17 protein-coding genes are annotated in these 14,132 nt (G+C 70.5%); 6 read left to right on the top strand and 11 right to left on the bottom strand.

The annotated features are described in order from the left end of the window. Positions 1–15: 15 nt before the first annotated feature. Positions 16–276: a hypothetical protein gene (locus ACFWI4_RS21115; RefSeq protein WP_385402244.1), complete on the bottom strand. Its 261-nt coding sequence runs from the start codon at positions 274–276 to the stop codon at positions 16–18. Next, positions 269–1,129, bottom strand: a complete 861-nt coding sequence (mca, locus tag ACFWI4_RS21110) for a mycothiol conjugate amidase Mca (RefSeq protein WP_385402280.1) — start codon at positions 1,127–1,129, stop codon at positions 269–271. Before mca ends, ACFWI4_RS21115 begins: the two co-directional genes overlap by 8 nt. A gap of 172 nt (positions 1,130–1,301) precedes the next feature. On the opposite strand from mca, the gene ACFWI4_RS21105 reads away from it, so the two are divergent. Both ACFWI4_RS21105 and greA read left to right on the top strand, forming a co-directional pair. Next, positions 1,302–1,703 carry a DUF4307 domain-containing protein gene (locus tag ACFWI4_RS21105; RefSeq protein ID WP_385402241.1) on the top strand — a complete coding sequence of 134 codons (402 nt, stop codon included), beginning with the start codon at positions 1,302–1,304 and terminating at the stop codon, positions 1,701–1,703. A 212-nt stretch (positions 1,704–1,915) separates the two neighbouring features. Beyond that, a complete protein-coding gene (gene greA, locus ACFWI4_RS21100) occupies positions 1,916–2,413 on the top strand; it encodes a transcription elongation factor GreA (RefSeq protein WP_365877836.1) in 498 nt (165 codons plus the stop codon). 192 nt (positions 2,414–2,605) lie between these two features. On the opposite strand, the gene ACFWI4_RS21095 is transcribed toward greA, so the two are convergent. The 3 genes from ACFWI4_RS21095 to ilvA all read right to left on the bottom strand — a co-directional run bounded on the left by ACFWI4_RS21095 (position 2,606) and on the right by ilvA (position 5,911). Further along, positions 2,606–3,463 carry an ABC transporter permease gene (locus ACFWI4_RS21095; RefSeq protein ID WP_385402235.1) on the bottom strand — a complete coding sequence of 286 codons (858 nt, stop codon included), beginning with the start codon at positions 3,461–3,463 and terminating at the stop codon, positions 2,606–2,608. Continuing rightward, positions 3,460–4,494 carry an ATP-binding cassette domain-containing protein gene (locus ACFWI4_RS21090; protein ID WP_385402232.1) on the bottom strand — a complete coding sequence of 345 codons (1,035 nt, stop codon included), beginning with the start codon at positions 4,492–4,494 and terminating at the stop codon, positions 3,460–3,462. Before ACFWI4_RS21090 ends, ACFWI4_RS21095 begins: the two co-directional genes overlap by 4 nt. Before the next feature lie 187 nt (positions 4,495–4,681). After that, a complete protein-coding gene (gene ilvA, locus ACFWI4_RS21085) occupies positions 4,682–5,911 on the bottom strand; it encodes a threonine ammonia-lyase (RefSeq protein WP_385402229.1) in 1,230 nt (409 codons plus the stop codon). Positions 5,912–6,076: 165 nt separating this feature from the next. Here ilvA and ACFWI4_RS21080 point away from each other — a divergent pair, with 165 nt between their 5' ends. From ACFWI4_RS21080 to ACFWI4_RS21070, 3 genes are all read left to right on the top strand, one after another. Then, positions 6,077–6,583, top strand: a complete 507-nt coding sequence (locus ACFWI4_RS21080) for a MarR family winged helix-turn-helix transcriptional regulator (RefSeq protein ID WP_385402277.1) — start codon at positions 6,077–6,079, stop codon at positions 6,581–6,583. A 240-nt stretch (positions 6,584–6,823) separates the two neighbouring features. Beyond that, positions 6,824–7,321 (top strand): sigma factor-like helix-turn-helix DNA-binding protein, encoded by a 498-nt coding sequence (locus ACFWI4_RS21075; RefSeq protein WP_385402227.1) that lies wholly within the window; start codon positions 6,824–6,826, stop codon positions 7,319–7,321. A gap of 25 nt (positions 7,322–7,346) precedes the next feature. Continuing rightward, complete coding sequence (locus ACFWI4_RS21070) at positions 7,347–7,598, top strand: hypothetical protein (protein WP_387198347.1); 252 nt, start codon at positions 7,347–7,349, stop codon at positions 7,596–7,598. Between the two features lie 206 nt (positions 7,599–7,804). Here the strand turns inward: ACFWI4_RS21070 and ACFWI4_RS21065 are convergent, their stop codons facing one another. Beyond that, positions 7,805–8,959 (bottom strand): cystathionine gamma-synthase, encoded by a 1,155-nt coding sequence (locus ACFWI4_RS21065; RefSeq protein ID WP_387198344.1) that lies wholly within the window; start codon positions 8,957–8,959, stop codon positions 7,805–7,807. Between the two features lie 113 nt (positions 8,960–9,072). Here ACFWI4_RS21065 and ACFWI4_RS21060 point away from each other — a divergent pair, with 113 nt between their 5' ends. After that, positions 9,073–10,191, top strand: coding sequence for a hypothetical protein (locus ACFWI4_RS21060; protein WP_385402221.1), 1,119 nt, complete (start codon positions 9,073–9,075; stop codon positions 10,189–10,191). Between the two features lie 58 nt (positions 10,192–10,249). Here ACFWI4_RS21060 and ACFWI4_RS21055 read toward each other — a convergent pair whose 3' ends face one another. The 5 genes from ACFWI4_RS21055 to ACFWI4_RS21035 all read right to left on the bottom strand — a co-directional run bounded on the left by ACFWI4_RS21055 (position 10,250) and on the right by ACFWI4_RS21035 (position 14,027). Continuing rightward, entirely contained in the window at positions 10,250–10,534 is a 285-nt protein-coding gene (locus tag ACFWI4_RS21055; protein WP_387198341.1) for a hypothetical protein, read from the bottom strand. A gap of 167 nt (positions 10,535–10,701) precedes the next feature. Beyond that, on the bottom strand, positions 10,702–11,310 hold the full coding sequence (locus ACFWI4_RS21050) for a hypothetical protein (protein WP_387198339.1): 609 nt from the start codon (positions 11,308–11,310) through the stop codon (positions 10,702–10,704). Between the two features lie 403 nt (positions 11,311–11,713). Continuing rightward, positions 11,714–12,307, bottom strand: coding sequence for a DUF4291 domain-containing protein (locus ACFWI4_RS21045; RefSeq protein WP_387198336.1), 594 nt, complete (start codon positions 12,305–12,307; stop codon positions 11,714–11,716). Positions 12,308–12,388: 81 nt separating this feature from the next. Continuing rightward, on the bottom strand, positions 12,389–13,414 hold the full coding sequence (locus ACFWI4_RS21040) for a CU044_5270 family protein (protein WP_387198333.1): 1,026 nt from the start codon (positions 13,412–13,414) through the stop codon (positions 12,389–12,391). Continuing rightward, positions 13,407–14,027, bottom strand: a complete 621-nt coding sequence (locus ACFWI4_RS21035) for an RNA polymerase sigma factor (RefSeq protein ID WP_387198330.1) — start codon at positions 14,025–14,027, stop codon at positions 13,407–13,409. The genes ACFWI4_RS21040 and ACFWI4_RS21035 overlap by 8 nt, the downstream gene beginning before the upstream one ends. Positions 14,028–14,132 lie beyond the last annotated feature (105 nt).

The following is a 14,132-nucleotide window of genomic DNA, read 5'->3' as shown; positions in this document are numbered from 1 at the left end:
CCTGACGGGGGGTGCTCAGCCCTTTGCCGGGCTGGGCTTCCCGCCGGAGGGGGAGCGGTCCGCGTCGGCGGGGCCCTCCGCCCCGGCCTCGGGGTCCTGCTCGAAGGTGACCTTGCCCATGTGGCGGTTCATGGACTTCATCAGGCCCCAGACGGCCAGGGCCATCACCGCGAAGACGATGAAGCCGAGGACGCCGGGGGTGACCTTGTTCTCGTCGACCTCCTTGGCCAGGGGGACGAGGTGCGTCAGTGCCAGGCTTGCGCTCATGTCAGGCATTGTCGCGGATGCCCGCAAAGAGGTCGTCCTCGGGGAGGGATGTGTCCACGAGGGACTTCGCGAGCTCGTACTCCTCGGTCGGCCAGACCTCCCGCTGGATGTCCATCGGGACCTTGAACCAGCCGCCGTCGGGGTCGATCTGCGTGGCGTGCGCGATCAGCGCCTTGTCGCGGATCTCGAAGAAGTCCGCGCACGGGACGTGCGTGGTCAGGGTGCGCTCGGCGCGCTCGAACTCGCTCCAGCGCTTCAGCCAGTCCCCGTAGGGCGACTCCATCCCGCGGTCCAGGAGCGCGTGGTGCAGCGCCTCGGTGCGCGGGCGGTTGAAGCCCTGGTTGTAGTAGAGCTTCTGCGGCCCGAACGCCGGGCCGAACTCGGACTCCGGGTACTTCTCGGTGTCCGTCGCGCCCTCGAAGGCCACCATCGTGATCTTGTGGGTCATGATGTGGTCGGGGTGCGGGTAGCCACCGTTCTCGTCGTACGTGGTGATCACCTGCGGGCGGAACGAGCGGATCTGCTTGACCAGCTCGCCGGCCGCCTTGTCGATGTCCTCCAGGGCGAAGCAGCCCTCGGGCAGCGGGGGCAGCGGGTCGCCCTCGGGCAGGCCGGAGTCGACGAAGCCGAGCCACTCCTGCTTGACCCCGAGGATCTCGCGGGCCTCGTCCATCTCCTTCTTGCGCACCTCGTGGATGTTCTCCTCGATGTACGTGTCGCCCTGAAGCTTGGGGTTGAGGATGGACCCGCGCTCCCCGCCCGTGCAGGTCACGACCAGCACGTCCACCCCCTCGGACACGTACTTCGCCATGGTGGCCGCGCCCTTGCTCGACTCGTCGTCGGGGTGGGCGTGGACGGCCATCAGTCGCAGCTGGTCAGTCAAGACTCAATCCTCGGTCAGTCGGCTGTCGCCTGGGTGGGTCGGCTGTCGGCGCCCGGCGTGAATCCGCGCTGCGGGCGGCTTCTATAGTGACGGAATCGGGGGGCGAATAATTCCGGGGCCCGCCCCGGGAACCCCGGCCGAGAGGACGATCATGAGTACGGCGAGCGCGCAGCTGCCCGAGGGCCGGTACGGCCGCTCCGCCGACGAGCGGGCCGACCGCAAGCTCAGGATCGTCGGCGGCGTCCTGGGCGTCGCCCTGATCGGCGTGGTCGGCTGGTTCGGCTACGACTACATCGCCGGCGCCAAGATCAGCGCCCAGGTGATCACCTTCGCCGCGGTCTCGGACAGCGCGGTCGAGGCGCACCTGGAAGTGCACAAGGACGCCGGCACGAAGGGCTACTGCACGCTGCGGTCGCAGAGCGCGGACGGCATCGAGGTGGGTCGCGCGGACTTCCGCTTCGACGAGCACGCGTCCCGTCTCGACAAGGTGGTCACCCTGCGGACGACGGCGCGGGGCTCCACGGCGGAGCTCCTCGGCTGTCACTCGGACTGAGCGGCACCGCCGCCACCTGGCCCGATGCCGTCGGCCGGGGCCGGAGTCACTCTAGGCGACCAGGGGCTGACCTGCGTCGATGAAATTCTGATGCCTTATGTCCTCCCCTTGGAGCCGCTGAATTGTTAGGCTCGTGGTTTCGCCCACCCGTGAGAGAACATGCTTCTGGGTAGGGCGATGCTTTGTATTCCCAGTACCTACGAGGAGCACCTGTGACCCAGACCAGCGAGAACGTCACCTGGCTGACCCAGGAGGCGTACAACCAGCTCAGGGCCGAGCTGGAGTACCTGTCTGGTCCTGCGCGCACGGAGATCGCCGCCAAGATCGCGGCAGCGCGTGAGGAGGGCGACCTGCGCGAGAACGGCGGGTACCACGCGGCCAAGGAAGAGCAGGGCAAGCAGGAGCTCCGTGTGCGCCAGCTGACCCAGCTCCTGGAGAACGCCAAGGTCGGCGAGGCTCCCGCGGCGGACGGCGTGGTCGCACCGGGCATGATCGTGACGATCGCCTTCGACGGCGACGAGGACGACACCCTGGACTTCCTGCTCGGTTCCCGCGAGTACGCGAGCTCCGACATCGAGACGTACTCCCCGCAGTCGCCGCTCGGCTCCGGAGTGAACGGCAAGAAGGTCGGCGAGGACGCCCAGTACGAGCTGCCGAACGGCAAGCTCGCGTCGGTGAAGATCCTCAAGGCCGTACCGCACCAGGGCTGAGCCCCGAACCGACGACGATGCCCCCGGCCGGGTGCCGGGGGCATCGTCATGTCCGCGCTGAGCCGTGGGCCGCGCAGTGGGTCCGGGGCCGTGGGCGCCCGGGCCGGGCGGGTCGGGCCGTGGCCGGGCGGGCTAGGCCGTGGCCGGGCGGGTCGGGCCGTGGCCGGGCGGGCTAGGCCGTGGCCGGGCGGGTTAGGCCGTGGCCGAGCGGTACTTGCGGACGGCGAGCGTCCGGAAGATCACCACGATCAGGACCGAGTAGATCACCGAGGCCCAGACCGGGTGCTGCATGGGCCAGGCGTCGGACGTGGACACCCCCGGGTTGGCGAACAGCACCCGACAGGCCTGCACGGTGGCGCTGAACGGGTTCCAGTCCGCGACATGGCGCAGCCAGGGGGTCATGTTGCTGGTGTCCACGAACGCGTTCGAGATGAACGTGACCGGGAAGAGCCAGATCAGCCCGCCCGAGGTCGCCGCCTCGGGGGTGCGCACGGACAGGCCGATGAGCGCGCCGATCCAGGTGAACGCGTACCCGAGCAGGAGCAGCAGGCCGAAGGCGCCGACGACACGGAGCGCGTTGGTGCTGCCGTCCGAGCCGACCCGCCAGCCGACCATCAGGGCGACCGCCGCGAGGACCAGAAGGGTCAGCGCGGTCTGCACGAGGTCGGCCAGGGTGCGGCCGGTGAGCACCGCGCCCCGCGCCATGGGCAGCGACCGGAAGCGGTCGATGAGGCCCTTGTGCATGTCGTCGGCGATGCCCGCGCCGGCGCCCGCGGTGGCGAAGGTGACCGTCTGGGCGAAGATGCCGGCCATCAGGAAGTTGGTGTAGGCGGAGGCGCTGGTGCTGCCGCCGATCTTCATGGACCCGCCGAAGACGTACGTGAACAGCACCACGAACATGATCGGCTGGATGAGTCCGAAGATGACCATCTCGGGGATCCTGGACATCCTGATCAGGTTCCGCTTGGCGATGACCAGGGAGTCCCGGACGGACTGGTAGACCGGGTTCGATGGTGCCGTGACCCGTACGGCGTCGCTGACGGCGCTCACTTGACGGCCTCCTTCTCGCTCTTGCCGGTCCGGGCGTCCCGGCCCTTGCCGGCCGGGGTGTCCGCCGCCTCGCCGTTCTCCCCCGGCTTCTCCTCGGCCACATGACCGGTGAGGGAGAGGAAGACGTCGTCGAGGGTGGGGCGGCGCAGGCCGATGTCGTCGATCTCGATGCCGCGGCCGTCCAGTTCGCGGATCACCTCGGCGAGGAGCTTCGCGCCGCCGGTGACGGGCACGGTGAGCTTGCGGGTGTGCTCCTCGACCGTCGTCTCGCCCTTGCCGAAGCCGCGCAGCACCTCGGAGGCGGTCGCGATGTGCTCGCGCTCGTGCACGACGACCTCGACGCGCTCGCCGCCGGTCTGCGCCTTGAGCTCGTCGGCGGTGCCGCGGGCGATGACACGGCCGTGGTCGACCACGCAGATGTCGTGCGCGAGGTGGTCGGCCTCCTCCAGGTACTGCGTGGTCAGCAGCAGCGTCGTACCGCCGGAGACCAGCTGCTTGATCACGTCCCACAGCTGCTGGCGGTTGCGCGGGTCGAGGCCGGTGGTCGGCTCGTCCATGAACATCACCGGGGGCGAGACGACCAGGGCCGCCGCCAGGTCGAGCCGGCGCCGCATGCCGCCCGAGTACGTCTTCGCGGTGCGGTCGGCGGCGTCGGCGAGGTTGAACTGGTGCAGCAGCTCGTCCGCGCGGACCTTCGCGTCCTTCGCCCTCATCTGGTACAGCTGGCCGACCATCTGGAGGTTCTCCCGGCCGGTCAGGTACTCGTCGACCGCCGCGAACTGTCCGGAGAGGCCGACCCTGCGCCGTACGGCGTCGGGGTCCTTGAGCACGTCGACACCCGCGACGACGGCCTTGCCGCTGTCGGGGCGCAGCAGGGTCGTCAGACAGCGGACCGCGGTCGTCTTGCCCGCGCCGTTCGGCCCGAGCAGGCCGAGCACGGTGCCCTCCGGGACATCGAGGTCGACGCCGTCCAGAGCCCTTACGTCACCGAAGGTCTTCACCAGGCCTTCGGCGTAGATGGCGCCTGGCATGAGTGTTCTCCACGTCGTTGGGGAATTTTCGGATGTGCGTGTACTGGGGACTTGCGCACGACGGAAAAGTCATCGGCGGTCCGGCCGTCGTCGCACCGGTCCGGACACCCACCGTAACGCGATGTATCGCGTCATTCAACGGATTTCCTCCGAGTGGGACGACCGGGCTCCGCGGACGCCTCCGACCTCAGTCGATGACCGTGTACCCCGCCTCGCGCAGCGCCCGGTTGACCTCGGCGCAGTGCTCGCGGCCCTTCGTCTCCAGGTGCAGCTCGACCTCCACCTCCGTGAGCCCGAGCCGGGGGTCGGTCCGCACATGGCTCACGTCCAGGACGTTAGCGTCCGCCACTGACAACACCCCGAGAAGCGTGGCCAGGGCTCCGGGCCGGTCGGTGAGCCGTAGCGTGACGGCCAGGTAGCGGCCGCCCGCCGCCATGCCGTGCCGCAGGATGCGCTGCATCAGCAGCGGATCGACGTTCCCGCCGGACAGCAGCGCCACCACCGGGCCCTCGAAGCTCCCGGGGTCGCGCAGCAGCGCCGCCACCGAGCTCGCGCCGGCCGGTTCGACGACCAGCTTGGCCCGCTCCAGGCACAGCAGCAGCGCGCTGGACAGATCGTTCTCGGAGACCGTGCGGACCTCGTCGACCAGTTCCTCGACCAGGCGGAACGGCACGTCGCCGGGGCGGCCGACCTTGATGCCGTCGGCCATCGTGGCCGGGTTCTCGATGGACACCGGCCGCCCGGCCGCGAGCGAGGGCGGGTACGCGGCCGCGCCCTCGGCCTGCACCCCGATGATCCGTACGTCCGGACGCAGCGCCTTCACCGCGAGGGCCACGCCCGCCGCGAGCCCGCCGCCGCCGATCCCCAGGACGATCGTGCGCACCTCGGGGCACTGCTCCAGGATCTCCAGGCCCACCGTGCCCTGGCCCGCGATGACGTCCGGGTGGTCGAAGGGGTGGATGAAGACGGCACCCGTCCGCCGCGCGTACTCCTGGGCGGCGGCCAGGGTCTCGTCGACCACCTGCCCGTGCAGCCTCACCTCGGCGCCGTAGTCACGGGTGGCGGCGACCTTGGGCAGCGGGGCGCCGTCGGGCATGAACACGGTCGACCGCACGCCGAGGAGGGAGGAGGCGAGCGCGACGCCCTGCGCGTGGTTGCCGGCGCTGGCCGCGACGACCCCCGCGGCGCGCTCCTCCGGGAGCAGGCCCGCGATCCGCACGTACGCGCCGCGCAGCTTGAACGATCCCGTCCGCTGGAGGTTCTCGCACTTGAACTGCACCGGTGCGCCGACCAGCTGGGACAGATACCTGCTGCCCTCCATCGCGGTCACCCGCGCCACACCCGAGAGCATCTTCTGCGCGCCGCGCACGTCGTCGAGAGTCACACTGGGAAAGGAGTCAGCCGTGCTGTAGCTCATGACCACCAGTCTCGCAGTTCACACGGGCGCGCCTCCGGGGTGACCACGCTCCGAGACCCGGTTTGCGCAGCCCCGGTACGGCCCGCGTCCGGGCCGCGTAACCTGTCCCCCAACCCAGCTCCCCACGCATGAATTGAGCCCCCGGCCATGCCCACTACACCAGAGATGTCGATGGACATGACGACCGTCGGTGACACCGGTCTTCTCGAAGCCCTTCAGCACGAGGTCGCGGTCTTCGCGCGCCGTGCGGAACAGACCCGGCTCGGCGGGGTGGGGCAGGTGCGCAACTCCATGGACCGGGCCGCCTACCTGCTGCTCAACCGCCTGGACAAGGAAGGCCCGATGGGCGTCAAGGCGCTCGCGGCGAGCATGGGCATCGACTCCTCGACGGTCACCCGGCAGGTCGCCCCGCTGGTCGACACCGGCCTCGTCAAGCGGACCTCGCACCCCGAGGACGGACGCGCCGTCGTGCTCCAGCTGTCCCCGCGCGGCCAGTCCCGGCTGGACGAAGTGCGCACGTCCCGGCGTCAGTTGATGGCCGAGCTGACACACGATTGGGCGCCGGAGGAGCGTGAGGTGTTCTGCGCGCTCCTCACCCGCTTCAACGGCGCGCTGTCCGCCCGCCAGGCGACCCAGGGCATGCCGGCCGCGGAGTCCGAGCCCTCCTCCTGAGCTCACCCGCCCCGGGGAGGGCGGTGGGCCGGGCCCGGTGCCCCCGGGCCCGCGTGCCGCTTCCCCCGCCTCCCGCGCGCGGGCATGTGCGCCGCCCCCGTGCGCGCGCATGTGCGCCGGGCTCTTGACCGGAAGGCGCCGCCTGGCCTCATATGAGACCGGGCCCTCGTCGTACGGGGTGCGACGGGTCGCACGCGGCCGCGGGCCCGTTCTCAGGGCGGTCCTCGGGCGGGAGGCGTGGTGCGAGAACGGCGTGCCTCCCAAGGCGTCCGCCGGGCGAGGGAGTTCGAGGCGTTCGTGGCGGGCGCGGCGGGGCGGCTGCTGCACACCGCCACGCTGCTCACGGCGGAGCCCCGGGACGCCAACCCGCGCGCGCGGCGCCTGCTGACGCTGGCCCTCGCCCATACGTACGCCTCCTGGGACCGGCTGCACGGCGAGGATCCCTACGACAGTGCCCGGCGCCAGCTCGCCGCGCGGTTCCAGCGCTCGGCCTGGCACCAGTACGGGAGCTTCGGGCGCCGGCGCACCTCCCCGGACCACGCGCTGGCCGGGCTCACGCCCCAGGAACGGCTGATCCTGGTCCTCCGGCTGTACGAGGGGGTCGCCGAGGAGCAGGCCGCGGCCCTGCTCGGTCTTCCCGTGGAACGGGTACGGGCGATCTGCGCCCGCGCGATGGCGACGCTGCTGCACCCGCCGCGCGGCCCGGCGCCCGCCCGGATGGAGGTGGCGCCGTCATGATCCGGCGGACGGAGGTGTTGTCGTCATGAACCTGGCGGAGCGTGAGGCGACCGTACGGCGGCTTCTGGAGCGGGAGCCGCCGCCCGTGGTGCCGCCCGACCTGTACGGCGAGGTCGTGCGGCGCGGCGGACGCATGCTGCGGCGCGGGAGGGCGGTGCGGCGGCTGCTGTGGCTGGCGCTGTTCGGCGCGGTGGTCGTCTTCGCCGTCTGGGCGGCCACGGCCCGCCCGTGGGTGGAGCCGCCGTCGGAGACGACTCCCCTGGTGACGGACTGGTGACCGGCCGGCGCCTTCGGACGACGTGGCCGCCCGCCACCGGGTGACACCCGGCCCCCGCCGCACGGCTGCCACGCCGCCCTGACACGCTGCCGCCCGCGGTCCGGTGATCCGGGGCCCGCGGGCGGCGAGGGTGTGGCAGGAGGCGGAGACGACGGAGATCCGGCAGGGGCCGGGCCCCGGGCCTCTCGGCTCCCGGGGCGTCCGGACTAGCCCAGGGCCTGCTGGAGGTCCTGGAGCAGGTCGTCGATGTTCTCGATGCCCACGGAGATACGGACGAGGTCGGCGGGGACCTCCAGCGCCGAACCGGCGGCCGAGGCGTGCGTCATGCGTCCCGGGTGCTCGATCAGGGACTCCACACCGCCCAGGGACTCACCGAGCGTGAAGATCTTGGCGCGGTTGCAGACCTCGACGGCCGCCTCCTCGCCGCCCTCGACCTGGAACGACACCATGCCGCCGAACGCCCGCATCTGCTTGGCGGCGATCTCGTGACCGGGGTGCTCCGGCAGACCCGGGTACAGAACGCGCGTCACGCGCGCGTGCCGGGTGAGCATCTCGGCGATCCGGCCCGCGTTCTCGCTGTGCCGGTCCATGCGCACGGAGAGCGTCTTGGTGCCGCGCAGCACCAGCCAGGAGTCGAAGGGCCCGGCGACCGCGCCCATCGCGTTCTGGTGGTACGCGAGTTCCTCGCCGAGTTCCTGGTCACCGGTGATCAGGGCGCCGCCCACGACGTCCGAGTGGCCGCCCATGTACTTGGTCAGGGAGTGCACGACGACGTCCGCGCCGAGCGCGAGCGGCTGCTGGAGGTAGGGGGTGGCGAAGGTGTTGTCGACGACGAGCCGGGCACCCGCCTCGCGCGCGATCTGCGCGACCACGGCGATGTCCGTGATGCCGAGGAGGGGGTTGGAGGGTGTCTCGACCCAGATCACCTTGGTCTTCGGGGTCAGCGCGGCCCGCACCGACTCGGGGTCGCTGGTGTCGGCCACCGACCACTCCACGCCCCAGCGGGAGACGACCTTGGCGAAGAGCCGGAAGGTGCCGCCGTAGGCGTCGTTGGGGATCACCACGTGGTCACCGGGGCTGAGCAGCGTACGCAACAGGCAGTCCTCGGCCGCCAGTCCCGACGCGAACGCGAGGCCGCGGCGACCGCCCTCCAGGGCGGCGAGGTTCTCCTCCAGGGCGGTCCTGGTGGGGTTGGCGCTGCGGCTGTACTCGTAGCCGCCGCGCAGGCCGCCGACGCCGTCCTGCTTGTAGGTGGAGACCTGGTAGATCGGCGGGACGACCGCTCCGGTGAGGGGGTCGGCGGTGTTGCCCGCGTGGATCGCGAGCGTCTCGAAATGCTGGCTGATGTGCGTGTCGCTCATGAGTCCCGAGCGTAGTGCTCCGCGAGTGCTCATGACGTCGTGACCGGACCGTCCCAAAAGCCGACGTGGGACCGGGTTGGCCAATTGTCGGACCCGTCTGGTTCGCTTGAGCCATGGAGATTCTCTGGGTCCTGATGGCGCTGGCCATGTTCAGCCTGGTCCTGCTGCCGGTGCTGCGGCGCATGCGCAACGGTGTGCGGCTGGCGTCGCCCGGCGACCCCGACGCCGCGGACCCGGCCGACTACGGCTTCCTGCGCCAGGAGGAGCTGGACATCCGCATGCCGGGGCCCGACGCGGATCTCCTGGACGTCCTGGACGTCGTGCAGCGGACCCAGGACCACCGGGCGGCCTCGCAGCTGCTGGCCGGCACGGAGACCGAGGGCGAGACCCGCTGGCAGCGGGTGCAGGCGTTCGCGGGCGCCGCGTCCCTCGAGCTCCAGCAGCGGCCCGGCGGGGTCAGCGAGACCCCGGGCGGGCAGTGGCTGCGCGTGTGGCGTGCCGAGGCCCCCAAGGACGCCGGCGGCGCCGCGGTGCACGCCGAGTTCCTGGTGCAGCAGGCCTGGCGGACGTCGACTCCGGGCACCGACGACTTCCGGATCATCATGGAGGAGGCGCGGTCCGCGTGCGGCGACGCCGCGCTGCTGTCCCCCGGTGACCCGATCCCGTACATCATCGAGCTGTCGGTGGCGCGTGGACTCGGTTACTCCCAGGCCGAGTTCGAGAACCTCTGGCTGAAGATCCTGGACCGCGCGCCCTCCCACATGGGCGCGCACCTTGCGGCCCTGCACTACTGGTGCGACAAGTGGCACGGCTCGCGGGAGACGGCGCAGGCGTTCGCGGAGGCCGCCGCGGCGCGCGCGCCGCGGGGCTCCCTCCTCGCGGCGATGCCGCTCTTCGCGGTGTTCGAGCACCTTCCCGAGGTGAACCTGGTCCGCAGCTTCTACCAGAGCGAGGTCGTGACCAAGGCGGTCCACGGCGCGCTGTACGCGGTCCACGCGGCCCGCCCCGACGACCCGATGCTCGCACACGTCCGGCATCTGCTGGTCTGCTTCCTGGTCCGCGGCGAGCGCTGGGCCGAGGCGATGGACCAACTGGTGCACGTGGACGGCCACGTGGGCGCCCTGCCCTGGACCCTGAGCGCCGATCCCGCCTCGGACTACGCGATATACCGCGCCCTGGCGGTCGCGGGCTACGAGGCGAACGGCGGCAGCCCGGCCACACTGTCGCACTGAGGCAGACGAGACGCCTCCAGCACCGCGCCACCGGTGCCGGAGTCCGGCCCGGGCTCCGTCAGGCGGAGGCCACCACCTCGCCGGACGTGACCTGGGGAGGGTGGGGGAGCAGTGACGCGAGGTTGTCCCGTACGAAGTCCGCGGCCCTGGTGATCGATTCCTCGGCACCGGCCCGGTCCTGGAAGACGCTGGTCGAGACCATCACGCCGTCCCCGGCATCGATCCAGTAGTAGGCGACGAAGCCGGGGACCTGGCGCATGAGTGCCACGAACCCCTCGTTCACGAGACGTGCCGCCTCGGCCGCATCGGTCACGCCTTCGTACCGCCGGACTGCTGCGTACATCACCAGGCTCCTCAGGGCGTTCCGGGTTCGTTCTCCGCTGAGACGTCGTACCCCTGGGACGGCCGCACGGCTCGTGCGGCGTCCGGCAGTCACCTGAAGGGCCGCCCCGGGTGATCCGTACGGCGGCTCGCGGCCCGGACGGGCCGAGAACGCGAGGTGCCGCCGCGTCAGATGGTCGGGGTGTCGTCGACGACCGGCTTGTGGACCTCGACGATCGGCTTCCAGCCGGCGGAGAACTCGATGAAGTCCGCGCGGGTGGGGTAGGTGTCGATCGCGCGGCGGTCACGCTTGGGGCTGTCGCCGCCCTTGCGCCCCCGGGGGATCTGCTCCTCGAAGATGTCGACCTTCACGTCAGGAACCTCCTTGAGGGCCTGGCGCCAGATCTGCACGACGTCGGCGCCGAACGCCTGCCGGGCCGCGGCGTAAAGGGCCGTGAGGGCCCCCTTGTCCCCACCGGGGACGAAGAGTGCCAGGTCCAGCACGACACCGGCGGACTGGAGGACCTCGATGGTTCCCGAGCCGTTCTCGTCGGCCACGTAGATTCCGGGTTCATTCTCGTCGTCGGGAAGGCAGGAGACCTCTTCCTGGAATACGGTCCTCGCCGTGATCGAGCCGCCCTCGAAATCCTCACCGGACCTGGTCAGAAAAGCAGGGACATAGCAGCCGGGAAGTTTGAGTTCTGCCGTGTCGGCGGAAATGAAGAGCCTGTCCCTAACGCCGAGCTTCGTCACCTCTTCGAGCGAGAGGCGGCGAGCGGCAATCTTCTCCGTGTTCACGATTTCCCTTTCAGGTTGCACCATCCCTGCGAACCAGGACGCTACCACGAAACCCCGAGGTCAACTGCCCAGTAATCGTTGGGTAAATGGCCTCCCGCGACCCGTCCGGGAGAATACGGAAGCGGGTGCCGTTCGGCCGGGAACACGCATCCGCCAGGAGGTGGCCCCCGTCGTGGTGTCGGGATCAACCGGCGGTCGGATTTCGGTGCGCCGGGCAGCACGGAGGAACTAAAAAAAGGGCTTACGGCAGATATCACCCATATCCCCTTCGGGGAGGCGGGCGCGAGGTAAGGCGGTCCATTAGCCGCGCATCCCGAAGAGCTCGGCGGAAACCAGCCGGATCGTCCGGCGACGCGACAACGGGGGCTCCCCGGTGATGCCGTCGGTCGTGCCGGACCGCCGGTCAGGGACGCAGATGGGCCAGTAGCTCCTCGCCTGCGGGGTATCCCCGCTCCTGGGGGAGCAGTCGGGCGGCTGCGTCCAGTTCGCGGTCCCTGACGAGTGCGTGGATCTCGTGGGCGAGCGGGGTCACATCGTCGATGGACACGATCCACTCGTTCGCGTAACGCGCCGACGCCTCACCGGAGAGCCCCAGTTGGAGCGAGCGGTGGGGCAGGGGACGCAGGTGCAGATCGCGTTCGGGATCCCACTGGACGCGGGCCGGTGCGCGCTTGAGGTCGCGCTGCCAGGCGCTGCGGTCGGGATGCAGTCCGCGGACGTAGTGCGAGAGGCACGCGTTGCGCAGCGCCCAGTCGAAGCCGTCGCGGCTGATCTCGACGGCGAGGACGGTCTCCTGGCCCTCCTTCGTCCCCCAGCCGCAGCGGTACATCATCCACAGGAAACTGGGCTTGATCCACGTCATGCGGTCGGGCTTCCACGCGGCGGGAAAGCGGCCGCGGCGGGCGGCGGGTCCGCCGATCTCGGGGCGGTACGCCTGATAGACGGTGACCGTGGACGCCGTGTGGAGCGCGCGGATCCTGCGGAGCGGTTCTTCCATGACCTCCAGCGTGGACCCGGCCGGCTCGTACGACCATCGATTTTCGTCCGTCGCGGCGGTACCTCCGGGGGTGCCTTCCGGCTACGGCCGCTGCTTGGCCTTGTCGACGACGGCCCAGCTGTCGAGGTAGGAGAGCTGGGTGAGCTCGACCCTGTGCTTGTTCCTGACCACGGCGCGCGCGTCACGGAAGCCGAGGAACGCGTAGGTCTTCGGGTCGAAGATGAAGTAGCCGCCGAAGGACCTCGCCCCGTCCGGAAGCGTCGGATCGTCATAGGTGACGGCCACGCCGGTACGGCCCTTCGCGTCCTTCTGGTTCGGCACCGCCTTCACCCCGGGGATCATGCCGAGCGCCTCGTACGCTGCCGGGCGCAGCCCCTCGGGCATCACCGGGACCAGCTTGAGCAGCCCGGCGAGCTTGAACTGGACCAGCGACCACGTCGCGTCGGAGATCCCGCTGAGCGAGTCGTCCTTGCCGCTGGGCCTTCTGTGCGCGAGCTCGAGAATCAGTTTCCTGGGGTCGGTCGGAAGCTTCTTCAGCGTCCCCCAGTCCTGCGGCGGCCACACGGTCTCGTTCTTCTGCGGCGGCTGAGACCACCAGCCCTTGCCGATCTCCATGATCCAGGAAGGCTTCGAGTTGTCCACCGACCTCCAGTCCTCGTCGGTGTAGGTCTTGGTGGCGCCGGTCTTCTCGTCGATCTCCCTGATGATCTCCTTGGTGTAGATGAACTGGTCGTCTCTCGGGCTGGCCGCAAGACTGGCCGCCTGCTCGTGCCGGCGAGCGTAGGTGGCCGCGCCGTTGAGCACGATCCGCACGCTCAGGTTCTGCATGACCGGGGAACTGGCCGTCGGCGGTGCCGCCGTCTTCCCGTCACCGCTGTCGTCGCGCTGTCCGGTGACCAGCACACCGCCGACGACCGCGACCGCGACCGCGCCGGTCAGGGCGACGCGCAGGACGGGGCGGCGGTGGCGTACCGCCGGGGCGGGTCCGTTTCCCGCGTTGATCGTGGAGAGCAGTCGTGCGCGCACCCGTCCCCGGGTGGCGTCATCGAGCGGCGGAGTCCCCGCGTCGTATTCCCTCAGTTCTCGCAGTTCTTCGATGTCACGCATGGGTGTCTGCCTCTCGGAAAGCTGTCGGATCGGAACCGCCCAGTGCTTGGCGCAAGCTGCCGCGAGCCCGGTTCAGCCGGGATCTGACGGTGCCGATCGGCACCCCGAGGGCTTGGCCCGCTTCCTGGTAGTTGAGGTCGCCCCAGGCCACCAGCAGCACGACGTCCCGGTGCCGGGCGGACAGCTTGGCCAGCGCCGCCGCCAGTTCCCGGTGCACTGCCGCGGCGCCGACCGCGGCGACCGCGCGGTCCGCGACCGGCTCCTCGTGCACAGGCGCCGGAACCTTCGCGAGCGCCTTGAAACGGCGTGCTTCGGCCCTGCGGTGCCGGCTGATGAGGTTGGTCGCGATGCCGAACAGCCAGGGGCGGGCATCAGCACGGCTGAGGTCGTAGGTATGGCGCCGCTGGAAGGCGGTCGTGAACGTCTCCGCCATCAGATCCTCCGCCGTCTCGGGACCGATCCGCCTGGCCACGTAGCGGTGCACGACGTCGGCGTACCGGTCGAAGAGCGCGGCGAACTGTTCGGGCTCGTCCCGGGACCGCGCGATCACACGGGCGTCGCTGTCCTCGCGATCCTCCTCGCAGGTGCGGACGCCCGAGGTCTCAACGGGCATCGGAGCTCCTTTCGTTCGTTCGAACGCCTTGAAGGCCTGGGTTCGTGCGAGTTTCACGTGCCCTTCGCCGATGGGCCACATCGGGTTCCATTCCGGCGACAGCGG

Origin of the sequence: Streptomyces sp. NPDC127038 (assembly GCF_042725875.1) — a bacterium.
In the GTDB taxonomy this organism is placed as follows: domain Bacteria; phylum Actinomycetota; class Actinomycetes; order Streptomycetales; family Streptomycetaceae; genus Streptomyces.
This window is presented reverse-complemented; position numbering and strand designations above follow the sequence as displayed.